Here is a 19,713-nt window from a genome sequence, read left to right on the forward strand (position 1 = left end):
AGAGGAAGCGAGCATGTTGCCACCCGACGATTTCGACCCCACACCGGGAGAGCCGATCGCGCTTGCCCCCGGTCTGCGCCGCATCCTTGCGCCGAACCCCTCCCCCATGACTTATCGCGGCACCAACACCTATCTGTTGGGCGAAACCGATCTTGCCGTGATCGACCCAGGCCCCGCCAGCCCCGACCACCTCGAGGCGATACTGGCCGCGCTCGGCCCGGATCAGCGCATCAGCCATATCGTCGTCACCCACAGCCATGTCGACCATTCCCCGCTCGCCCGTCCCTTGGCCGAGCGCACCGACGCGCCGATATACGCATTCGGCGGGTCCGAGGCCGGCCGCAGCGCCGTCATGCAGCAACTGGCCGCCAAGGGGCTCGCCGGTGGCGGTGAAGGTATCGATACCGCCTTTGCCCCCGATATCGCGGTGGGAGATGGAGACCTTATCGAGGGCGCGGGCTGGACACTGGAAGTGATCCACACGCCGGGCCATCTCGGCAATCACATCGCGCTCGGCTGGGGGCGGCACTGTTTCACCGCTGATCACGTCATGGGCTGGGCAAGCTCGCTGGTTTCACCTCCCGACGGTGACCTGACCGATTTCATGGCTGCCTGCCGCCGCCTGCGAGCGCGCGATTGGGACGTGTTTCACCCCGGCCACGGTGCCCAGATCGATGATCCCGGCGGACGCCTCGACTGGCTTATCGAACATCGCGAGGCGCGCGAGGCCCAGATCCGCAGCGCGCTGGCCGCCGCCTCCGACACCGCCGAGGGGTTGGCGGGCCGAATCTACACCGACACGCCCGCGGCCCTCCTGCCCGCCGCGACGCGCAACGTGTTCGCACATCTGGTCGATCTGCACGGGCGAAACGTCGTTACGGCCGATCCGAAACTGGCGGTTGACGCGGTCTTTCACGATGCCGGCTAGAACCGCTTCCAAGGAGTGAATTTCCGCTGGACGCCCTGAATCGGGATTGCTATACGACGCGAACCGTTCCGGCGTAGCTCAGCGGTAGAGCAGTTGACTGTTAATCAATTGGTCGTAGGTTCGATCCCTACCGCCGGAGCCAAAGAATACAAGGGCTTAGCGATGGTTCGCTAGGCCCTTTTGCTTTTGACCCTGCCCCTTTCCATACTCTCTGTGGGCTGATCCAACCGCCCGCAACCCTGCGATGCCGGAACGCAACGTGGCTTGGCGCGTTGCACTCCCGACGGCAGGCGAAACGTGGTCCGGGTGGACCGTGCATTCGCCGCCCTACCCTGCAGATCGGAGAAACAGATGACTCGCTTGTTGCTTATCGTCGCCTTCGTCGCACTTGTCGGGATTGGCGTGTTTTACGCGCTGGACGAAACGGCCACGACAACCGCCGAGACCGACACGACCACCGAAACCCTTTCGAGCGACCTTGCCGAGGCCGTGGACAACGCGGCCACCGAAATCGGTGAAGCCACCGCCGAAACCGAGCAGGCCGCCGAAAGCGTCGCCGCCGAGGCGGAGCGCAACGCCGAAGAAATCGCCGCAGCTTCGGAACGTGCCGCCGAACAAGCCGCCGCCGAGATCGAGAACGCTGCCACGCAGGCCGAAGAAAGCGCTGAACGCGTCGCGTCAGAGACCGAGCAGGCAGCGCAGAACTCCCTCGAGGCCGCCGAGAACGCAACGGAGCGCGCCGCCCAGCAAGGGCGTGAAGCACTGGCCGAGACCGAAACCGCGCTCAACGATGCCGCCGATGAAATTGCCGCAGAGACGAATTCGCTCGCGTCGATCCTCGAAAATGACGGGTCCGAACCCGCAGCCGGTGCAGTCGAAAACGAGACGCAACCCTCCACCGATGTCCAGTCAGATGCGGTTCCCGCCACCGAAGACGCGGATGGCGGCGCGTTGCTGCAGGCCTTTCGCCAAGAAGACCTGCTGACGGTCCAAGGTTTCGATTTTGATCGCATGGCCAACGCGGTGGAGCGCAGCAGCCTTGCCGACGAGACGAAAGAGGAGGTCATGAGCGTGTTGCGCGATATCCGCGAGAACCCCGGCACCTTCCTCGACAAGTCCGCCGAACTGCGCGAGATCCTGTCGAACTGACCACACCATCAGAACGGACACAGGGCCGCCCTCTCGGGGCGGCCTTTTGCTGTGCGGAAGGTTGTTCCGCTACGTCAGCTTGCAACCGAATTGACAGCATACCGAGCAGTATGTTTGCCTCGGCTCATCTGAAATGACTGCGTGACGCCCGTGACCCAAACCGCCACAGCGACCCGGACCGACCGCTACGATGAGCTGCTCGATGCGGCTGCCGAGTGCTTTCGCACACGCGGGTTCTCGGCCACCTCCATCGACACCGTCGCTCGGCATCTCGGTGCCACCAAGGGCCGCGTCTACCACTATTTCCCCTCCAAGATGGATCTGTTCGACGCGGTGCGCGACAGGGCGATGGATATCGTCTTCGAGGCCATCGAACCGGGGCGCGCCGCCTCGGGCACCGCGGCGCAGCGCATGGCCGAAATGGCGCGGGGCCACGCGCGCGCGATGTTCCACCATCACCCCTACATGCAGGTCCTGATGGACGGGTTGCAGATGCATCGCTACTCGACCACCACGGATTTCCAGCGCGAAACCCTCGCCCGTCACCTGCAGCGCCGCGACGCCTACGAAAAACTGTTCCACGACGTGATCGAACAAGGCCTTGCCGATGGCAGCTTTACCACGGGTGAAAGCCTTGCGCTGACCATCCAGACCTTCTTCAGCGCGCTCAACGGCCCGGTCTTCTGGTATCGCGCGCGCCCCGATGACAGCCCGGCCAAGCTCGACCGCCTGGCCGAAGACGTGGTCCGCTTTGCCCTGCGCGGGCTCGGCGTGACCCAGATGCCCACCCCTGCCCCACGCTCCAAGGAAACAGCATGACCGACCTGCCCAAAACGATGTTTGCCGTACTCCAGACCGGCGACGGATATTCCGGCAAGGCGACCGGCCCGGCGATCGAGGATGCTGCCGACTGGCTGGAAGCGGCCGAGATCGACGTGCCCACTCCGGGCGACGGCGAGGTGCTGATCCGCGTACGCATGGCCTCGGTCAACCCGTCCGACCTTCACTTTATCAAAGGCGAATACGGCCAGCCGCGCGTCAAGGGTGCCCCGGCGGGTTTCGAGGGCTGCGGTGACGTGGTCGCTGCCGGCGCCGGTGCCGAGGGGCTGGTCGGTCAGCGCGTGGCCTTCGTGGCCTCCGGCTCGGGCGTCTGGGCGGAATACGCCATGACACAGGCCCAGATGTGCATCCCGTTGCGCCCTGACATCAGCGACGAGGATGGTGCGGCACAGATCGTCAACCCCATGACCGCGATGGCCATGGTAGATATCGCCAAATCCGAGGGCGAGGCCTTCATCCTGTCCGCCGCGACCAGCCAGTTGGGCAAGCTGATGATTTCGCTGGGCCGCGACATGGGCTTGAAACCCATTGCCCTCGTCCGTCGGGCCGAGACCGCGCCCACCCTGATGGAACTGGGCGCCGAAGAGGTGCTCGACGTCACAGGCGAGACATTCGCGATGCAGATGACAGAGGCCAGCCGGAAACTGAAACCCCGCGTCTTTCTCGACGCCGTCTCGGACCAGATATCGGAGACGGTCTTTACCCTGATGCCGAACAAGGCACGCTGGATCACCTATGGCAAGCTGGGCGCAGACGAGCCCCGGCTGACGCAGATGGGCCAATTCATCTTCATGGGCAAACGGATCGAGGGGTTCTGGCTGACCGCCTGGATGATGTCGACCCCGCCCGCCGACCAGATGCGCGCCGTGCAAGAGGTTCAGGCACGTTTTGCCGACGGGCGCTGGCGCACCGACGTTTCCACCCACCTTCCCCTTCGTGACGTTGTGTCAGGATTGGCCGCGGCGGTGAAGAAAACGGATGGAAAGGTGATGATCACGGCATAAAGTCACTGCAGGCGTTCGCGGAAAAAGGAGGAGTTCCGCAGGCGCCGCACAAAAAAACAAGCGCGAAGACGCGCAAGGGAGGACAATTTGGAGAACTTGCAGCTGCTGATCAGCGGCCTTGCGAACGGCTGTGTATACGGTCTGATCGCACTGGGCTTCGTGCTGATCTACAAGGCGACGGAGGCGGTGAATTTCGCCCAGGGCGATTTCATGATGCTGGGCGCCTTCGTGACCATCGGCCTCACTAATACCGAGTACATGGATCTGCCCTTCTGGGTGGCGCTGCCGATCTCCATCGGGCTTATGGCGGTCCTCGGCTACCTGCTTGATCGTTTCGTGATCCGGCAGATGTTCGGGGAAAGCCAGACGGCAGTGGTGATTCTGACCATCGCCCTCGGCTTCGTCATCCGTTTCATCGCGGGCCTGATCTGGGGGCACGAACCCCAGACGCTGCAAAACCCGCTGGCAGGCCGCGATGTCACGTTCGGCGGGCTCGTACTGGGAATGGAGGACGTGGCCGTCATCATCGTCACCGTCCTGCTGACCGCTGCACTTTTCGCCTTTTTCAGCCGCACCAAGCTGGGCCTCGCGATGCAGGCCTCCTCCCAGAACCAGCTGGCCGCCTATTACATGGGCATCCCGGTCAAGCGCGTTCAGGGCTTCATCTGGGCGCTTGCGGGCGCGGTTGCCTGCATCGCCGGCATCCTCTTTGCCGCCAAGGGGGCGGTCGATCCCAATACCGGCCTGATGGGCATCAAGGCCTTTGCCGCCGCGGTGATCGGCGGCTTCGGCAGCCTGCCCGGCGCATTGATGGGCGGGCTGATCGTCGGTGTCATCGAACCCTTCGCCAGCCGTTACATCGCCGCCGGCTACAGCCAGGTCGCGCCCTACGCGCTCCTTCTGGCCGTACTCATCTTCCGTCCGCACGGGCTGTTCAGCCAAGTGCGCGTGAAAAAGGTCTGAGCCGATGCGTATTGTTTTCAAGACCGACTACATGCAGGACATCCGCCCTTGGAAGGACGGATTCCAGCTCAGTCTCTACATGCTGCTACTGGCGCTGGCCGTCGTCGCGCCCTTCCTGCTCGATACCTTCTACATCGGCGAACTAACCAACGTTCTGATCTGGGCCATCGCGGGGCTGGGGCTGATGGTGCTGACCGGTCACACCGGGCAGGCCAGCCTAGGTCACGCGGCCTTTCTCGCCTTTGGCTGCTATGCCAACATCATCCTGATCGAACAGGGCATTCCCTTCCTCATCGCCTTCCCGGTCGCAGGCATCCTGACCGGTATCGTCGGCGCGGTGATCGCCATTCCCGCGCTGCGGCTGCATGGTGTCTACCTCGCGATCTTCACGCTGGCCCTGTCGATCCTGACCGACGACCTCATCGTGCTGAGTGAACCGCTCACCGGTGGCGTCGCGGGCAAATATGCGCCCCCCGTAGGCGTCTTTGGCCTGCAGATCGACCGCTGGGGCACGCCCGACCTGTTCTACTGGCTGACGCTGGCGGTCGTCGTGCTGGTCACGCTGGGTTACATCAACCTTCTACGCACGCCTCTCGGCCGCAGCTTCATCGCCGTCCGTGACAGCGAGGTTTCGGCACAGGCGATGGGCGTAGACATCGCGCGGACCAAGACCGTCTCGTTCGGCGTCAGCTGCATGGTTACGGGTTGGGCCGGTGCGCTGATGGGGCTTTATGCCGTTGCCTTCAACAACGAAACCTTCAGCGTCGTGATCTCTATCCAGCTTCTGATGATGATCGTGATCGGCGGATTGGGGTCGATCCACGGCGCCTTCTTCGGCGCGGTGGTGATCGGCTTCCTGCCGCAGTTCCTGTCGATCTCCAAGGAATACGTGGGCGCGGTCTTTGGCGGCGGCTCGGTTGCCATTCCGGGGCTGGAATTCGGCATCTTCGGGATGATCCTGATCCTGTTCATCCTGTTCGAACCAATGGGCATCTACGGCCGATGGCTCAAGATCCGCACCTATTTCGAGCTGTTCCCCTTCTACCGCAAGGACATGTTCAAGCGGCAGAAATCCTACCTGAAGACGGAGCGCCTGAGATGAGCCTGCTCGAGATCGAAAACGTCACCCTGAAATTCGGCGGGCTCACCGCGGTGGACAACCTGTCCTTCTCGGTCGAAGAGGGCGAAGTCTTTGCCATCGTCGGCCCCAACGGCGCGGGCAAGTCGACCGTGTTCAACCTGATCTCGCGGTTCTACGATCCCTATGCCGGCGCGATCCGGTTCGACGGGCACGACCTGTTGCAGGTCAAGCCCAGCGGGGTCGCGGCCTATGGCGTCGCGCGAACCTTCCAGAATATCGAACTCTTCGAACACGCCACCGTGTTGCAAAACCTGCTGGTCGGACGGCACCGCCATCGCCGCACCAACATCCTGTCCGAGATCTTCTTCGCCCCCTCGGCCAAACGTCAGGAGATCGAGAACCGCGAAAAGGTCGAGGAGGTGATCGATTTCCTCGACCTGCAAGCCTATCGCGACAAGATGATCGCTGGCTTGCCCTACGGTGTGCGCAAGGTGGTCGAGGTCGCGCGCGCTCTCTCGACCGATCCCAAGCTGTTGTTGCTGGACGAACCCGCCTCGGGCCTGTCGGTCGAAGAGACGACCGACATGCGCTGGTGGATCGACGACATCCGCCGCCAGATGGGCATTACGGTGCTGATGGTCGAACATGACATGGGCCTTGTCTCGGGCGTGTCCGACCGCGTGCTGGCGATGGCCGATGGCGCGAAACTCGCCATGGGAACCCCGGCCGAAGTGCAGTCCCACCCCGATGTGATCGAAGCTTACCTGGGGCATGCAGCATGAGCGAAGCCGTCCTGAAAATCCGCAATATCGAAAGCTTCTATGGCCCTATCATGGCCATCAGGGGCGTCTCGCTTGACGTACGCCAGGGCCAGGTCGTCTCGATCCTCGGCGCCAATGGCGCGGGCAAGACCACGCTGATGAAAACCGTCTCGGGCGTGATGGACCCGGAAAAGGGCACCATCGAATTCGAAGGCGAACAGATCCAGGGGATGGAGCCGCACACCATCGTGAACCGCGGCATCGTCCACATCCCCGAGGGGCGCGAGGTCTTTCCCCTGCTCACCGTCAACGAAAATCTCAGCCTTGGGGCCTATACGCTCAAGGACAAGGCGCAGATCGAACGCGACCGCGAGCTGGTGTTCAGCTACTTCCCGATCCTCAAGGAGCGCCGCAACCAGGAGGCGGGCACCCTGTCCGGCGGTCAGCAGCAGATGCTGGCCATCGGGCGCGGACTGATGGCCAACCCGCGCATCATGCTGCTGGACGAGCCCAGCCTCGGCCTGTCGCCGCTGCTGGTGCAGGAGATCTTCGGCATCCTGCGGCGCCTCAACGAAGAGCAGAACATGACCATGATGCTGGTGGAACAGAACGCCAGCGCCGCGCTGGAACTGGCGCATCATGGCTACGTGATGGAGGTGGGCCGCATCGTGATGGACGGGCCGGCCTCCGAACTGATGGAATCCGAGGATATCCAGAACTTCTACCTTGGCGTCCAGGAAGAAGGCGTGCGCGAAAACCGCCGCTGGAAACGCAAGAAGACGTGGCGATAAAAGGAGGTGCGAGACATGAACGCGACCAACATGCCTGCCCAGACCGTCATCAACGGCGTCAGCTTCAACGCCACGCCGGGCCAGCGACCGGTCTATGTCGATGGCTGCACCACCATTGCGCAACTGTTCCGAAAACGCTGCGAGGATCTCGGTAACCGGACCGCCCACCGCGAAAAGGATTTCGGCATCTGGCACTCCTACAGCTGGGCCGATTACTGGCAGCATGCCAAGTGGATCGGGCTGGCCTTGCGCAAGCTCGGCCTGCAACGGGGCGAGGTCGTCTCGATCCTGTCCGAGGACCGCAAGGAATGGGCCTATTTCGACATGGGCATCCAATGCGTCGGCGGCATCGCGTCGGGCGTCTACACCACCGACTCGGCCAAACAGCTGGCCTATCTCGTCAATGACAGCGACAGCCGCTTCCTGATCGTCGAGGATGACGAACAGCTCGACAAGTTCCTGCAGGTGCAGGACGAGGTTCCTGGACTGCTCAACGTCATCATTCTCGAAGACGAGGGGCTGCACGATCTCAACCACGACCGCTGCATCTTCATTCAGGATCTCTACGAGATCGGGCGACAGGCCGAAAAGGACGAACCCGGCGCTTTCGAGGCCGAGATCGACCGCTCCGCCCCCGGCGATACGGCGCTGATCGTCTACACCTCGGGCACCACCGGCATGCCAAAGGGCGCGATGCTGTCGAACGAGAACATCATGGCCGCGATCGAGGCGGGCGGACATCGCCTGCCCACCCTGCCCGAGGATGAACAGCTCTGCTTCCTGCCGCTCTGCCACATCCTTGAACGCGACGTGTCGATCTATTTCCCGCTCGCCTCGAAAAGCACGGTGAACTTCGCCGAAAGCCCCGAAACCGTCTTTGCCAACCTGCAGGAGGTTTCGCCCGCGACCTTCACCGCCGTGCCGCGCGTCTGGGAAAAGATCTATTCGCAGGTCCTCATCATGGTGCAGGAGGCGACACCTTCGGGGCGCGCGGCGTTTGCCATGGCGATCAAGGCGGGCATGAAACGCGCCGAGTACATGGTCGAGGGCAAACCCGTACCCGCCAGAGTGCAGGCGCAGTTCTGGCTCTGGGACCGGCTGGTTCTGCGCAACCTGCGGCGGATGCTCGGCATGGACAAGATGCGCCGCGGCGGAACCGGGGCGGCACCGATCTCGCCCGAGCTTCTGAAATGGTACTGGGGCATCGGCGTGCCGCTTGTCGAAGGCTACGGCATGACCGAGACCGCCGGGATCGCCACCATCAACACGCTCGAGGAAAACAAGCTCGGCACGATCGGCAAGGCCGTTCCCGGCATCGAGGTGCGCATCGCAGAGGATGGCGAGATCCAGACCCGCGGGCTCAACAACTTCCAGGGCTACTGGCGCAACAACGAAAAGACGGCGGAAACCTTCACCGCCGATGGCTGGCTGCGCACGGGCGATGTCGGCCGCATCGACGACGAGGGTTACGTCACGATCACCGGACGCCTCAAGGACATCATCATCACCGCGGGCGGCAAGAACATCACCCCCGCCGAGATCGAGAGCCGGCTCAAGTTCAGCCACTACATCTCGGACGCGGTCATCATCGGCGACCGGCGCAAGTACCTGACGGCGCTGATAATGATTGATCAGGAGAACGTCGAGAAATACGCTCAGGAAAAGAAGGTGCCATTTTCGAACTTCGCCTCGCTTTGCGCCGCCCCCGAGGTCAAGGCGCTGATCGGCAAGGAGGTCGAGGCGGTCAACAAGGAGTTCGCCCGCGTCGAACAGATCAAGGATTTCCGCCTGATCGACGTTCTGCTGACGGCCGAGGACGAGGAATTGACGGCGACGATGAAACTCAAGCGCAGCTATGTCGAAAAGAAACACGCGCATCTCATCGACGACATGTACTGACAACGATCTTCACAGGGAGGAACCAGAATGAAGACAACGATCAAACGGCTCGCCGCTGCGACGGCGCTGACCGCTGCCGCCACGCTATCGGCGCAGGCCGAAACGCAGGGCGTCACTGATACCGAAGTGCTGATCGGCTCGGTCAACGACCTCAGCGGCATCTTCGCCGCGGTGGGCGTTCCGGCGGTCAAGGGCGCGAATGTCTACTTCGACAAGGTTAACGCCGAGGGGGGCGTTCACGGCCGGCAGATCCGCTACATCGTCGAGGATAACGGCTACCAGATGCCGCGTGCGATGCAGGGCTACAACAAGCTGCTGAACCGCGACAAGGTTTTTGCCATGTATCAGTCGCTGGGCACGCCGATGAACATCGCCGGCTTCAAGCTGCTCGACCCCAAGGGCATCCCGAACGTCGCACCGCTCTCGGCGGCGCGGCAGATGCTGATGGAACCGGTCAACAACAAGTTCACCTCCTTCTCCAGCTATTACGACCAGGCCATCGTCGGCACCAAATACCTGGTCGAGCAGTTCGGCGGCGAGCAGGTCTGCTCGATGTACCTGCCCACCGATTTCGGCAAGGAGATCCTCGAAGGCACCATGGAAGGCGCCAAGGAAGCCGGCGCCGAGTTCGTCGCCGAAACCACGCACAAGCCCGACGAAACCGATTTCGTGGGCTCGCTCTCCAAGCTCAACGAGGAAGGCTGCGACGTCGTCTCGATCGCGCTGGGCGTACGGCAGGCCATCACCATCGTCGGCACCGCCAAGAAAATGGGCCTCAATGACATGAAGTTCCTCGGAACCTCGGCCAGCTTCCTGACCGTGGTGGCACAGGTTCCCGGCGGCGTGACCGAGGGGTTCTATGCCGCGGCCAGCTGGCAGGATCTCTGGGCCCGCGCGGAAGAGCCCGCACCCAAGGCCTTCATCGAGGAATACAAGGCCGCCACGGGCGAGGACCCGGTTGGCTTCGCCATGCTGGGCTATGCCGGCGCCAAGATGCTGGTGATGGCGCTGGAAAAGGCCGGTCCCGACCTCACGCATGAAAGCTTCATCGCCGCGATGGAAAGCCTGGAGTACCAGGATGACCTAGTAGGCAACTACATGACCTACGGGCCAGATGACCACCAAGGCGCCGACTCGGTCTATGTCAGCATTGTCGAGAACGGCATGTGGAAGAAGGTCCACGAAGAGTGATCGCCTGAGCGCGACTGGGGCGTCCGGATCATCCGGGCGCCCTTTTTCATGCAAGGAGGCCCTCATGGCGACCCAGCAGATCCATCATCGCACCTGCAATATCTGCGAGGCCATGTGCGGCCTTGTCATCGCGCATGACGGCGCACAGGTCCTGTCGATCAAGCCCGACACCGACGATCCGCTGTCACGCGGGCATATCTGCCCCAAGGCCGTCGCCCTGCAGGATTTCCGCACAGACCCCGACCGCGTGACGAAACCTTTGCGCAAACAGGGTGATGACTTCGTTGAAATCGGCTGGGACGAGGCGATCGACCTGGCCGCCGAACGCATCCGAGCCATTCAGTCCGATCACGGCGCCGACGCGATGGGCATCTACCTTGGCAATCCCAACGCGCACAAGTTCGGAAACATGCTGAACCTGCCGGGCCTGTTCAAGGCGATCGGCAGCCGCAACCGCTACAGCTCGGCCACCGCCGACCAGATCCCGCATCACGTTGCCTCGATCCACATGCTGGGCCACCCGATGCTGATGCCCATCCCAGACATTGACCGAACCGAGTTCCTGCTGATCCTCGGCGGCAACCCCGTCATTTCGAACGGATCGATGATGACCGCGCCCGGCTTTGGCCGCCGAATGGAGGAGTTGCGGGCGCGCGGCGGCCGTATCGTCGTAATCGACCCGCGCCGCACCGAGACGGCCGAAAAGGCGGACACCCATCATTTCATCCGCCCCGAGACAGACGCCTTCCTGCTGCTCGCGCTGATCCACGTGATCCTCGACGAGGGGCTGGAAACGCTCGGCCACCTCGCAAGCACGGTCACCGGGCTTGATCGCCTGCGCACGGCGGTCTCTCAATTGACGCCAGAGCGCGCCGCCGAGGCAACCGGCATCGGGGCCGACGACATTCGCAGCCTTGCCCGCGACTTCGCCAAGGCCCGCCACGCGGTCGCCTATTCCCGCATGGGCGCCTCGACGCAAAGCTTCGGCACGCTGTGCCAATGGGCCACCAACGCGCTCAACACCATCACGGGGAATTTCGACGCGGTGGGCGGCGCGATGTTCACCACCCCCGCCCTCGACTATGTCGGCATGACCTCGCGCAAGGGGCGCCAGCGCAGTTACCCTGAACGCCGGTCGCGCGTCTCCGGCCAACCGCTTTACAATGGCGAGTTTCCCGTCTCGGTCCTTGCCGAAGAGATGGAAACACCGGGACAGGGCCAGATACGCGGGTTGCTGACCGTCGCGGGCAACCCGGTCCTGACCGCGCCGAATGGTCGCCGGATCGAGCGGGCGCTGACGGGGCTCGATTTCATGATGTCCATCGACATCCATGTCAACGACACCACGCGCCATGCCGACCTGATCCTGCCCGGCACCGTCGCGCTGGAGGAGGCCATGTACGACATGGTCTTTCACAGCTTCGCGGTGCGCAACACCGCTGCCTATGCGCGCCCACTCTTTGACCCGCCGCAGGGCAACCCGCAGGAATGGGAGGTGATCGCCACCCTCGCCGCGCGCCTGACCGGAGCGAACCAGATCGGCCCATCGCCCGAACAGGTCCTGTCGATGCTGCTTGCCGCGGGCTTTCATGCCGATACCGTCTCGGTTCCTGCGCTGCTGGATGCCGGTGGCTCGGTCGACCTTGGGCCGATGGTGCCCAACCTCGCGGCGCGGCTGGAAACGCCGGACGGTCTGCTCGACCTTGCCCCGCAGGCCTTTCTCGACGATCTGCCCCGGCTTCTTTCTCATGGTGATGCGCGCAGCGCCGACTACCCTTTCGCGCTGGTCGGACGGCGACAGGTCCGCAGCCACAACAGTTGGACCCAGAACAGCCCGCGCCTCGTCAAGGGCCGCAATCGCTGCACGGTCGAAATCCATCCCGACGATGCCGGCAGGCTGGGCATCGCCGATGGTGCCGATGTCCGCGTCTCCGGCCGCACCGGCAGCGTGACCCTGCCGGCCGAACTGACCGACGCGATGGCCCCTGGAACCGTCTCGATTCCGCAGGGATGGGGGCAGCGGAACGGGCGGCTCTCGGCGGCGACGCGGGTTCAGACGGTTTCGATCAACGACCTCACCGACGAGACGCGGATCGACCCGATCAGCGGCAACGCGGCCTTCAACGGCGTCCCGGTCGCGCTCGCCCCGGCCTGAACGAAAAAGCTGGACCGGTGCGCCGAACCGGCGCATCGTCATCGCGACCTTATCGGAGAGCGCCCATGTTCCGCCGCATCGCCCGCACGGCGCTGAAAGTGATGCAATACCATCCGCCACCTTGCTGAGCGCCCCTTTTCGCACAGCTCACGCAAGGACAGGACAAGATGACAAACACACCGAATATCGTGCTGATCATGGCCGATCAGCTCGCCCCGCATTGGACGGGCGCCTACGGCCACCCGATTGCCAAGACCCCGCATATAGACGCGCTGGCCGCGCGCGGCATGCGGTTCGATGCGGCCTATTGCAACTCGCCCCTCTGCGCCCCGTCGCGCGCGGCCTTCATGACGGGCAAGCAGGTGACCCGCACCCGCGCCTATGACAACGGAACCGAACTGGCTGCCTCGGTGCCGACCTTCGCGCATTACCTCAAGCTTCTGGGATACCGCACCTGCCTGTCCGGCAAGATGCATTTCGTCGGCCCGGACCAGAAACATGGATTTCAGGATCGGGTCACGACCGATATCTACCCGTCCGATTTCGCCTGGACGCCCGACTGGGAAAACGCCGCAGAGCGGATCGACAAGTGGTATCACAACATGTCGACCGTCAAGGAAAGCGGCATGGCGCAGGCCACGTTCCAGATCGATTATGATGACGAGGTCGGCTTTGCTGCGCGGCGCTGGTTGTTCGACCGCGCCCGCGACAGGGCACAGGGCGACACCGCACCGTTCGCGCTGGTCGCCAGCTTCATTCACCCGCATGATCCCTACGTGGCGCGCCCCGAATGGTGGGATCTCTACGATGACGCCGACATCGCGCTGCCGGACGCGCCGCTGACGCCCGAGCAGCACGATCCCTTCGCGCGCCGCGTCATGGACGGGATCGAGGCCAGCACCATTCCCCTCACCGATGAAGAGGTGATCCGGGCCCGGCGCGCCTATCTCGCCAATACCAGTTATTTCGACAGCAAGGTCGGCGAACTCGTCCGCACGCTGGAAGAAACGGGCGAGATCGACAACACCATCGTCATCGTCACCTCCGATCACGGCGACATGCTGGGAGAGCGCGGGTTGTGGTACAAGATGACATGGTTCGAACACTCTGCGCGCGTGCCGCTGATCATGGCTGGCCCCGGTGTGGCGCAGGGCGTTGCAGGAAATGCCTGCTCGCTGGTGGACCTTCTGCCGACTTTCGTTGAAATCGGCGGCGGGGACGGCACACTGCTGTCAGGTGACCCTGTCGATGGCCGCTCGCTCCTGCCGCTTGCGCGCGGCGACGCCGACCCGGTGGACGAGGCGATCGGCGAATACTGTGCCGAGATGACGCCCTGGCCGGTCTTCATGATCAGGCGCGGGCCGTACAAATACATCCACTGCGAGGTCGATCCGCCACAGCTCTACGATATCGCCAATGACCCGATGGAGCGGACCAACCTCGCAACCGATCCGGCGCATGCCGAGGTCGCCGCGGCCTTCGCCCTCGAGGCCGCGCGCCGCTGGGACAGCGTCCGCATCCGCGAGGACGTGATCGCGACCCAGCGGTCGCGGCAGGCTCTCAACGCGGCGATGCAGGCCGGCGCGGGCGAGCATTGGGATTACAACCCGCCACGCGACGCCAGCCACGAATATGTCCGCAACCACATGGACTGGACGGTCGTCGCCGCGCGCTATCGGTTCCCGCCGGTCTGACCGGGCGGCCTGCGCCTCAGGAGCCGAGGATGCCCGGCAGCCGCAGGCCGTGTTCCCTCGCACAGGCAATCGCCGTGTCATATCCCGCATCCGCGTGCCGCCAGACACCGGATGCGGGATCGTTCCAAAGAACCCGCTCCAGCCGTTTCGCGGCCTCGGGCGTGCCGTCGGCCACGATGACCACACCTGCATGTTGCGAAAAGCCCATGCCGACGCCGCCGCCGTGATGCAGCGACACCCATGTCGCGCCCGACGCCGTGTTGACCAGCGCGTTGAGAAGCGGCCAGTCGCTGACCGCGTCCGACCCGTCCTTCATTGCCTCGGTCTCGCGGTTGGGGCTGGCGACGGACCCTGAATCCAAGTGATCGCGGCCGATCACCACGGGAGCCTTCAGCTCGCCATTGGCGACCATCTCGTTGAACTTCAATCCCGCCCGGTGCCGGTCGCCCAGCCCAATCCAGCAGATCCGCGCCGGCAGGCCCTGGAACGCGATCCGCTCGCGCGCCATGTCCAGCCAGGTGTGCAGATGTTCGTTCTCGGGAAACAGCTCTTTCATCGCCTGATCGGTTTTGTAGATATCCTCGGGATCGCCCGACAGCGCGCACCAACGGAACGGTCCGATCCCCTTGCAGAACAGCGGGCGGATATAAGCCGGAACGAAACCGGGAAAGGCAAAGGCATTCTCCAGCCCCTCCTCTTTTGCGACCTGACGGATGTTATTGCCGTAATCCAGCGTCGGCACCCCGTCGTTCCAGAAACCCACCATCGCCTCGACATGTACCCTCATCGACGCGCGCGCGGCCTTCTCGACGGCCTTGGGGTCGCTTTCGCGCTTCTCGCGCCACTCCGCCATGGTCCAGCCCTGCGGCAGGTAGCCGTTCACCGGGTCATGCGCGCTGGTCTGGTCGGTCACGATATCCGGACGCACGCCGCGTCTGCGGATCTCGGTAAAGACATCGGCGGCATTGCCCAGAAGGCCCACCGATTTCGCCTCGCCCGCCTTTGTCCAGCGTCCGATCATCTCCAACGCCTCGTCCAGCGTCTCGGCCTTTTCGTCGAGGTAGCGGGTGCGCAGGCGGAAATCGATGCTGTCGGGGTTGCACTCGACGGCAAGGCAGCAGGCTCCGGCCATCACGGCGGCCAGCGGCTGCGCGCCGCCCATACCGCCCAGGCCGCCGGTCAGGATCCACTTGCCGCCAAGGTCGCCGCCGTAATGCTGCCGACCCGCCTCGGCGAAGGTCTCGTACGTGCCCTGAACGATACCTTGCGTGCCGATATAGATCCACGAGCCCGCCGTCATCTGCCCGTACATCATCAGCCCCTTGCGATCGAGCTCGCTGAAATGGTCCCAATTGGCCCAATGCGGCACGATGTTGGAGTTTGCGATCAGCACGCGCGGCGCATCCGGATGAGTCTTCACGATGGCCACGGGTTTGCCCGACTGAACCACCAGCGTTTCATCCGCCTCCAGATCCTTCAATCCGGCCACGATCCGGTCGTAATCGTCCCATGTCCGCGCCGCGCGCCCGATCCCGCCGTAAACCACCAGCTCATGCGGGTTTTCCGCGACGTCGGGATGCAGGTTGTTCATCAGCATCCGCAGCGGCGCCTCGGTCAGCCAGCTCTTGGCGTTCAGCTCCGGTCCGGTGGGCGGATAGATGTCGCGGGTGTTCTTGCGCGGGTCGCTCATTCAGGCCTCCAGCGGATCAGGGTTTCGAGAATGGTCGTGAGGTGAACGCGCAGGCGCTCGGCCCGCATGGCGTCATAGGTCCAGGGCGGGGCTTCCTGCATATAGGTCGCTTGCGCCAGCTCCATCTGGATCGCGTGCAGCCCCTCGGCGGGTCGCCCGTAATGCCGCGTGGTCCAGCCGCCCTTGAAGCGTCCATTCAGGATCGAACTGTAACCATTTGCAGTAGAACAGATTTCGTACACCACACGCTGAATGGATGCGGCGCATGTCATCCCGTGATTGGTGCCGATGTTGAAATCGGGCAACCTCCCTTCGAACAGGAACGGGATCTGCGAGCGGATCGAATGACAGTCGTAGAGGATGGCAAACCCGTGTTTTTCGCGCACCCGCTCCAACTCGGCTTCCAGCGCGGCATGGTAGGGCGCGTGATAGGCCAGCCTGCGCCGCTCGACCTCTTCGGCATCCGGCTCGGCTCCGGCGCGATAGATCGCCTGCCCATCGAAATCCGTCAGCGGGCACAACCCGGTGGTGTTCTGACCCGGATAGAGGCTCGTGCCCGAGGGATCGCGGTTCACGTCGATGGCATAACGGTGGATGGTCGTACGAACCGATGTAACATTCGCCCCCAAGCCACTGTAAAGACGATGAATATGCCAATCCGTGTCGGCAAGGGTATTCCCCGTTTCGTTCAGGCGCTCGGCGATGTCGTCCGGCAGGTCGGTCCCTGTGTGCGGAAGGCCCAGAACCAGCGGGCTTTCGCCCCGGGTGATCTCCAAAAGGCTCATGCCGCGATCTCCAGACCCGCGGCGCGCACCAATGCGCCCCCCTTGATCAGATCCGCCGCCCTTTCGAGGTCCCGTGCCATGTAGCGATCTTCGGCCAGCGCCGGCACCGCACCGCGGATCGCCTCCATCACGGCCAGCAGACCCGGCGAAGTTCGCAGCGGCGCGCGCGCCTCGATGCCTTGCGCGGCACATAGCGCCTCGACCCCCAGGATCACAGACAGGTTCTCGATCATCCGCGCCAGCCGCCGCGCGCCATGTGCGGCCATGCTGACATGGTCCTCCTGGTTGGCCGATGTCGGGGTCGAGTCGGTGGAACACGGGTTCGCCAGATGCTTGTTCTCGCTCATCAAAGCAGCAGTCGTCACCTCGGCGATCATGTAGCCCGAGTTCAGCCCCGGTTCCGGCGTCAGGAAAGGCGGCAGGTCATGGCTCAATGCCGGGTCCACCATCAACGCCACGCGCCGCTGGGCAATCGCCCCGATCTCGGCCACGGCCAGGGCAATCTGATCGGCGGCAAAGGCGACGGGCTCGGCATGGAAGTTGCCACCGGACAGGATGCCCGCGCTTGTCACCAGCGGGTTGTCCGTCACCGCGTTGGCCTCGATCTCCAACGTACGCCCGGCATATCGCAGCAGGTCCAGAGCCGCGCCCGCCACCTGCGGCTGGCAGCGAATGCAATAGGGGTCCTGCACCCGCGTGTCGCCCTCGCGATGGCTTTCGCGGATCTCGCTGCCGCTCATCAGGCGCGCCATGGCCTCGGCCACGTCGATCTGCCCCGGCTGGCCGCGCAGGCGGTGAATGTCGGGATTCAGCGGATGGGTCGAGCCCATGATTGCATCCGTCGACAGGCAGGAGGTGACCAGCGCGCCCTCCAGCAACCGCCACGCATCGAACAGCCCGGTCAGCGCGCAGGCCGTCGAGAACTGCGTTCCGTTGATCAGCGCCAGCCCTTCCTTGGGGCCAAGGATCACCGGCGCCAGCCCCGCCTGTTCCAGTGCCGCATCGCCGGGCATCCGCTCCCCGCCCAGCCAGGCCTCCCCTGCGCCGATCATGACGGCGGCCAGATGCGCAAGTGGCGCAAGGTCGCCCGACGCCCCCACAGAACCCTGCGAGGGGATCACGGGTGTGACACCCTGCGCCAACATCCCCTCGATCAGGGCGCAGATCTCCCACCGCACGCCCGAGGCGCCACGCCCCAGCGACAGAAGCTTCAGCACCATCATCAGCCGGGTGGTCGCCGCGTCCAGCGGCTCGCCCACGCCGCAGCAATGGCTCAGGATCAGGTTGCGTTGCAGCGTCGCCGTATCGCCCGGCGCAATCCGGACCGAGGCGAGCTTGCCGAACCCTGTGTTGACGCCATAAACCGGCGCATCGCCCTGTGCCGCCTGCGTCACGACCTGCGCCGCGGCCTCGACCGCCGGCCGCGCCGACGGGTCAAGCCGGGCAGCACCACCCTCGCGCCAGATCGCCTCCAGCGTGGCAAGCGTCGTGGTGCCAGGGGTCAACGTGACGCTCATGGGCGGCCTCCATAGATACGGGTGCGCAGCGGGTTGATCCCGATGCCGTAGGACAGTTCAGCCGGGTCCGAGATATCCCAGATCGCAAGGTCGGCCCGCTTGCCGGGTGCGATCACGCCGCGATCCTCCAACCCAAGGGCACGCGCCGCATCGCGCGTGGTGCCGGCCAGCGCCTCGGCCGGGGTCAGCGCGAACAGGGTGCAGGCCATGTTCATCGCCAGCAGGAGCGATCCCATGGGTGACGAGCCGGGGTTCCAGTCGGTCGCGACCGCCATCGGCACACCATGCTTCCGGAATGCTGCAATCGGTGGTTTGCGCGTCTCGTGCAGCGTGTAGAACGCACCGGGCAACAGCACGGCCACGCTGCCCGAGGCCGCCAGCGCGTGGGCATCCGCATCCGTCGCGTATTCGACGTGATCGGCAGACAGCGCGCCGTAATCCGCAGCCAGTTTCGTGCCACCGATATTCGACAATTGCTCGGCATGCAGCTTGACCGGCAAGCCCAGCGCGCGCGCCCTGTCAAACACGCGGCCGATCTGCACCGTGTCAAAGGCGATCCCCTCGCAGAACCCGTCAACCGCATCGACAAGCCCCTCGGCATGGGCGGCCTCCAGCGCCGGAATGCAGACCTCGTCGATATAGGCGTCCGCCTGCATCCCTTTCGGCACGGCATGCGCGCCAAGGAACGTGGTCACGATACGAACCGGGCGATCCTCGCCCAGTGCGCGGGCAACGCGCAGCATCTTCAACTCGGTCTCAAGGTCCAGCCCGTAGCCGGATTTCACCTCGATCACCGCGATACCCTCGGCGATCAGCGCATCGACACGGGTCAGCGCGCGCGCCAGCAGATCGTCGAACTCCGCATCGCGCGTCGCCGCCACGGTCGAGACAATGCCGCCGCCTGCCCTCGCGATCTGTTCATAGCTTGCGCCCTCAAGACGCATCTCGAACTCGCGGGCGCGCTGGCCGCCATGCACGACGTGGGTATGACAGTCGATCAGCGCCGGTGTGACCACGCCGCCCTGCCCGTCCACACGCTCCGCACCGGCGAATTCCACCGGCAGTTCGGCCTCCTCGCCGACCCAGGCGATCCGCTCTCCCTCAAGGGCGATGGCGGCCCGCTCGATCAGCCCATAGCCCGCGCCCAGCATCGTCGCCGCAGTGACATTGGTGATGACCGCCCTGTTGCGCATGGCCTTCCCGCCCTTGCCTGTGTGCATGCTTATCAATATTATGTAGCTACTTATTTTGTCAACAAGAGGCGC

At 64.1% G+C, this 19,713-nt stretch carries 16 protein-coding genes and 1 tRNA gene; 13 read left to right on the forward strand and 4 right to left on the reverse strand.

Features of this window, described 5'->3' with window-relative positions:
- Nucleotides 1–13: 13 nt before the first annotated feature.
- The 13 genes from ACFORG_RS14525 to betC all read left to right on the forward strand — a co-directional run bounded on the left by ACFORG_RS14525 (nucleotide 14) and on the right by betC (nucleotide 14,456).
- On the forward strand, nucleotides 14–928 hold the full coding sequence (locus ACFORG_RS14525; protein ID WP_386736260.1) for an MBL fold metallo-hydrolase: 915 nt from the start codon (nucleotides 14–16) through the stop codon (nucleotides 926–928).
- Nucleotides 929–995: 67 nt separating this feature from the next.
- A tRNA-Asn gene (locus tag ACFORG_RS14530) sits at nucleotides 996–1,070 on the forward strand.
- Between the two features lie 209 nt (nucleotides 1,071–1,279).
- Nucleotides 1,280–2,077, forward strand: a complete 798-nt coding sequence (locus ACFORG_RS14535) for a hypothetical protein (RefSeq protein WP_386736261.1) — start codon at nucleotides 1,280–1,282, stop codon at nucleotides 2,075–2,077.
- Between the two features lie 150 nt (nucleotides 2,078–2,227).
- Entirely contained in the window at nucleotides 2,228–2,896 is a 669-nt protein-coding gene (locus ACFORG_RS14540; RefSeq protein ID WP_386736262.1) for a TetR/AcrR family transcriptional regulator, read from the forward strand.
- Nucleotides 2,893–3,921 (forward strand): alcohol dehydrogenase catalytic domain-containing protein, encoded by a 1,029-nt coding sequence (locus ACFORG_RS14545; protein WP_386736263.1) that lies wholly within the window; start codon nucleotides 2,893–2,895, stop codon nucleotides 3,919–3,921. The genes ACFORG_RS14540 and ACFORG_RS14545 overlap by 4 nt, the downstream gene beginning before the upstream one ends.
- Nucleotides 3,922–4,008: 87 nt before the next feature.
- A complete protein-coding gene (locus ACFORG_RS14550; RefSeq protein WP_386736264.1) occupies nucleotides 4,009–4,884 on the forward strand; it encodes a branched-chain amino acid ABC transporter permease in 876 nt (291 codons plus the stop codon).
- 4 nt (nucleotides 4,885–4,888) lie between these two features.
- Nucleotides 4,889–5,986: a branched-chain amino acid ABC transporter permease gene (locus ACFORG_RS14555; RefSeq protein ID WP_386736265.1), complete on the forward strand. Its 1,098-nt coding sequence runs from the start codon at nucleotides 4,889–4,891 to the stop codon at nucleotides 5,984–5,986.
- Entirely contained in the window at nucleotides 5,983–6,747 is a 765-nt protein-coding gene (locus tag ACFORG_RS14560) for an ABC transporter ATP-binding protein (protein WP_386736266.1), read from the forward strand. Before ACFORG_RS14555 ends, ACFORG_RS14560 begins: the two co-directional genes overlap by 4 nt.
- Nucleotides 6,744–7,517, forward strand: a complete 774-nt coding sequence (locus ACFORG_RS14565) for an ABC transporter ATP-binding protein (protein ID WP_386736267.1) — start codon at nucleotides 6,744–6,746, stop codon at nucleotides 7,515–7,517. The genes ACFORG_RS14560 and ACFORG_RS14565 overlap by 4 nt, the downstream gene beginning before the upstream one ends.
- A 15-nt stretch (nucleotides 7,518–7,532) precedes the next feature.
- Nucleotides 7,533–9,416, forward strand: a complete 1,884-nt coding sequence (locus ACFORG_RS14570) for an AMP-dependent synthetase/ligase (RefSeq protein ID WP_386736268.1) — start codon at nucleotides 7,533–7,535, stop codon at nucleotides 9,414–9,416.
- Nucleotides 9,417–9,443: 27 nt separating this feature from the next.
- Nucleotides 9,444–10,607 carry an ABC transporter substrate-binding protein gene (locus tag ACFORG_RS14575; protein ID WP_386736269.1) on the forward strand — a complete coding sequence of 388 codons (1,164 nt, stop codon included), beginning with the start codon at nucleotides 9,444–9,446 and terminating at the stop codon, nucleotides 10,605–10,607.
- Between the two features lie 64 nt (nucleotides 10,608–10,671).
- Entirely contained in the window at nucleotides 10,672–12,762 is a 2,091-nt protein-coding gene (locus ACFORG_RS14580) for a molybdopterin oxidoreductase family protein (RefSeq protein ID WP_386736270.1), read from the forward strand.
- Between the two features lie 167 nt (nucleotides 12,763–12,929).
- The gene (betC, locus tag ACFORG_RS14585; RefSeq protein ID WP_386736271.1) at nucleotides 12,930–14,456 is read left to right on the forward strand and encodes a choline-sulfatase; all 1,527 of its coding nucleotides are present in this window, start codon (nucleotides 12,930–12,932) and stop codon (nucleotides 14,454–14,456) included.
- 16 nt (nucleotides 14,457–14,472) lie between these two features.
- Here the strand turns inward: betC and hutU are convergent, their stop codons facing one another.
- Genes hutU through hutI form a run of 4 tightly spaced genes read right to left on the reverse strand, consistent with a single transcriptional unit; the run spans nucleotide 14,473 to nucleotide 19,599 of the window.
- A complete protein-coding gene (hutU, locus tag ACFORG_RS14590; protein WP_386736272.1) occupies nucleotides 14,473–16,146 on the reverse strand; it encodes a urocanate hydratase in 1,674 nt (557 codons plus the stop codon).
- Nucleotides 16,143–16,931: an N-formylglutamate deformylase gene (gene hutG, locus ACFORG_RS14595; RefSeq protein ID WP_386736273.1), complete on the reverse strand. Its 789-nt coding sequence runs from the start codon at nucleotides 16,929–16,931 to the stop codon at nucleotides 16,143–16,145. Before hutG ends, hutU begins: the two co-directional genes overlap by 4 nt.
- Complete coding sequence (hutH, locus tag ACFORG_RS14600; protein WP_386736274.1) at nucleotides 16,928–18,448, reverse strand: histidine ammonia-lyase; 1,521 nt, start codon at nucleotides 18,446–18,448, stop codon at nucleotides 16,928–16,930. Before hutH ends, hutG begins: the two co-directional genes overlap by 4 nt.
- Entirely contained in the window at nucleotides 18,445–19,599 is a 1,155-nt protein-coding gene (gene hutI / locus ACFORG_RS14605) for an imidazolonepropionase (protein ID WP_386736613.1), read from the reverse strand. Before hutI ends, hutH begins: the two co-directional genes overlap by 4 nt.
- Nucleotides 19,600–19,713: the final 114 nt, after the last annotated feature.

This window comes from Lutimaribacter marinistellae (assembly GCF_042648365.1).
GTDB classification, from domain to species: domain Bacteria; phylum Pseudomonadota; class Alphaproteobacteria; order Rhodobacterales; family Rhodobacteraceae; genus Lutimaribacter_A; species Lutimaribacter_A marinistellae.

Coding starts and splice junctions, on each gene's coding strand:
- ACFORG_RS14525 (WP_386736260.1), top strand. CDS start 14: ATGTTGCCACCCGACGATTTCGACCCCACACCGGGAGAGCCGATCGCG.
- ACFORG_RS14535 (WP_386736261.1), top strand. CDS start 1,280: ATGACTCGCTTGTTGCTTATCGTCGCCTTCGTCGCACTTGTCGGGATT.
- ACFORG_RS14545 (WP_386736263.1), top strand. CDS start 2,893: ATGACCGACCTGCCCAAAACGATGTTTGCCGTACTCCAGACCGGCGAC.
- ACFORG_RS14555 (WP_386736265.1), top strand. CDS start 4,889: ATGCGTATTGTTTTCAAGACCGACTACATGCAGGACATCCGCCCTTGG.
- ACFORG_RS14560 (WP_386736266.1), top strand. CDS start 5,983: ATGAGCCTGCTCGAGATCGAAAACGTCACCCTGAAATTCGGCGGGCTC.
- ACFORG_RS14565 (WP_386736267.1), top strand. CDS start 6,744: ATGAGCGAAGCCGTCCTGAAAATCCGCAATATCGAAAGCTTCTATGGC.
- ACFORG_RS14570 (WP_386736268.1), top strand. CDS start 7,533: ATGAACGCGACCAACATGCCTGCCCAGACCGTCATCAACGGCGTCAGC.
- ACFORG_RS14575 (WP_386736269.1), top strand. CDS start 9,444: ATGAAGACAACGATCAAACGGCTCGCCGCTGCGACGGCGCTGACCGCT.
- ACFORG_RS14580 (WP_386736270.1), top strand. CDS start 10,672: ATGGCGACCCAGCAGATCCATCATCGCACCTGCAATATCTGCGAGGCC.
- betC (WP_386736271.1), top strand. CDS start 12,930: ATGACAAACACACCGAATATCGTGCTGATCATGGCCGATCAGCTCGCC.
- hutU (WP_386736272.1), bottom strand. CDS start 16,146: ATGAGCGACCCGCGCAAGAACACCCGCGACATCTATCCGCCCACCGGA.
- hutG (WP_386736273.1), bottom strand. CDS start 16,931: ATGAGCCTTTTGGAGATCACCCGGGGCGAAAGCCCGCTGGTTCTGGGC.
- hutH (WP_386736274.1), bottom strand. CDS start 18,448: ATGAGCGTCACGTTGACCCCTGGCACCACGACGCTTGCCACGCTGGAG.
- hutI (WP_386736613.1), bottom strand. CDS start 19,599: ATGCTGGGCGCGGGCTATGGGCTGATCGAGCGGGCCGCCATCGCCCTT.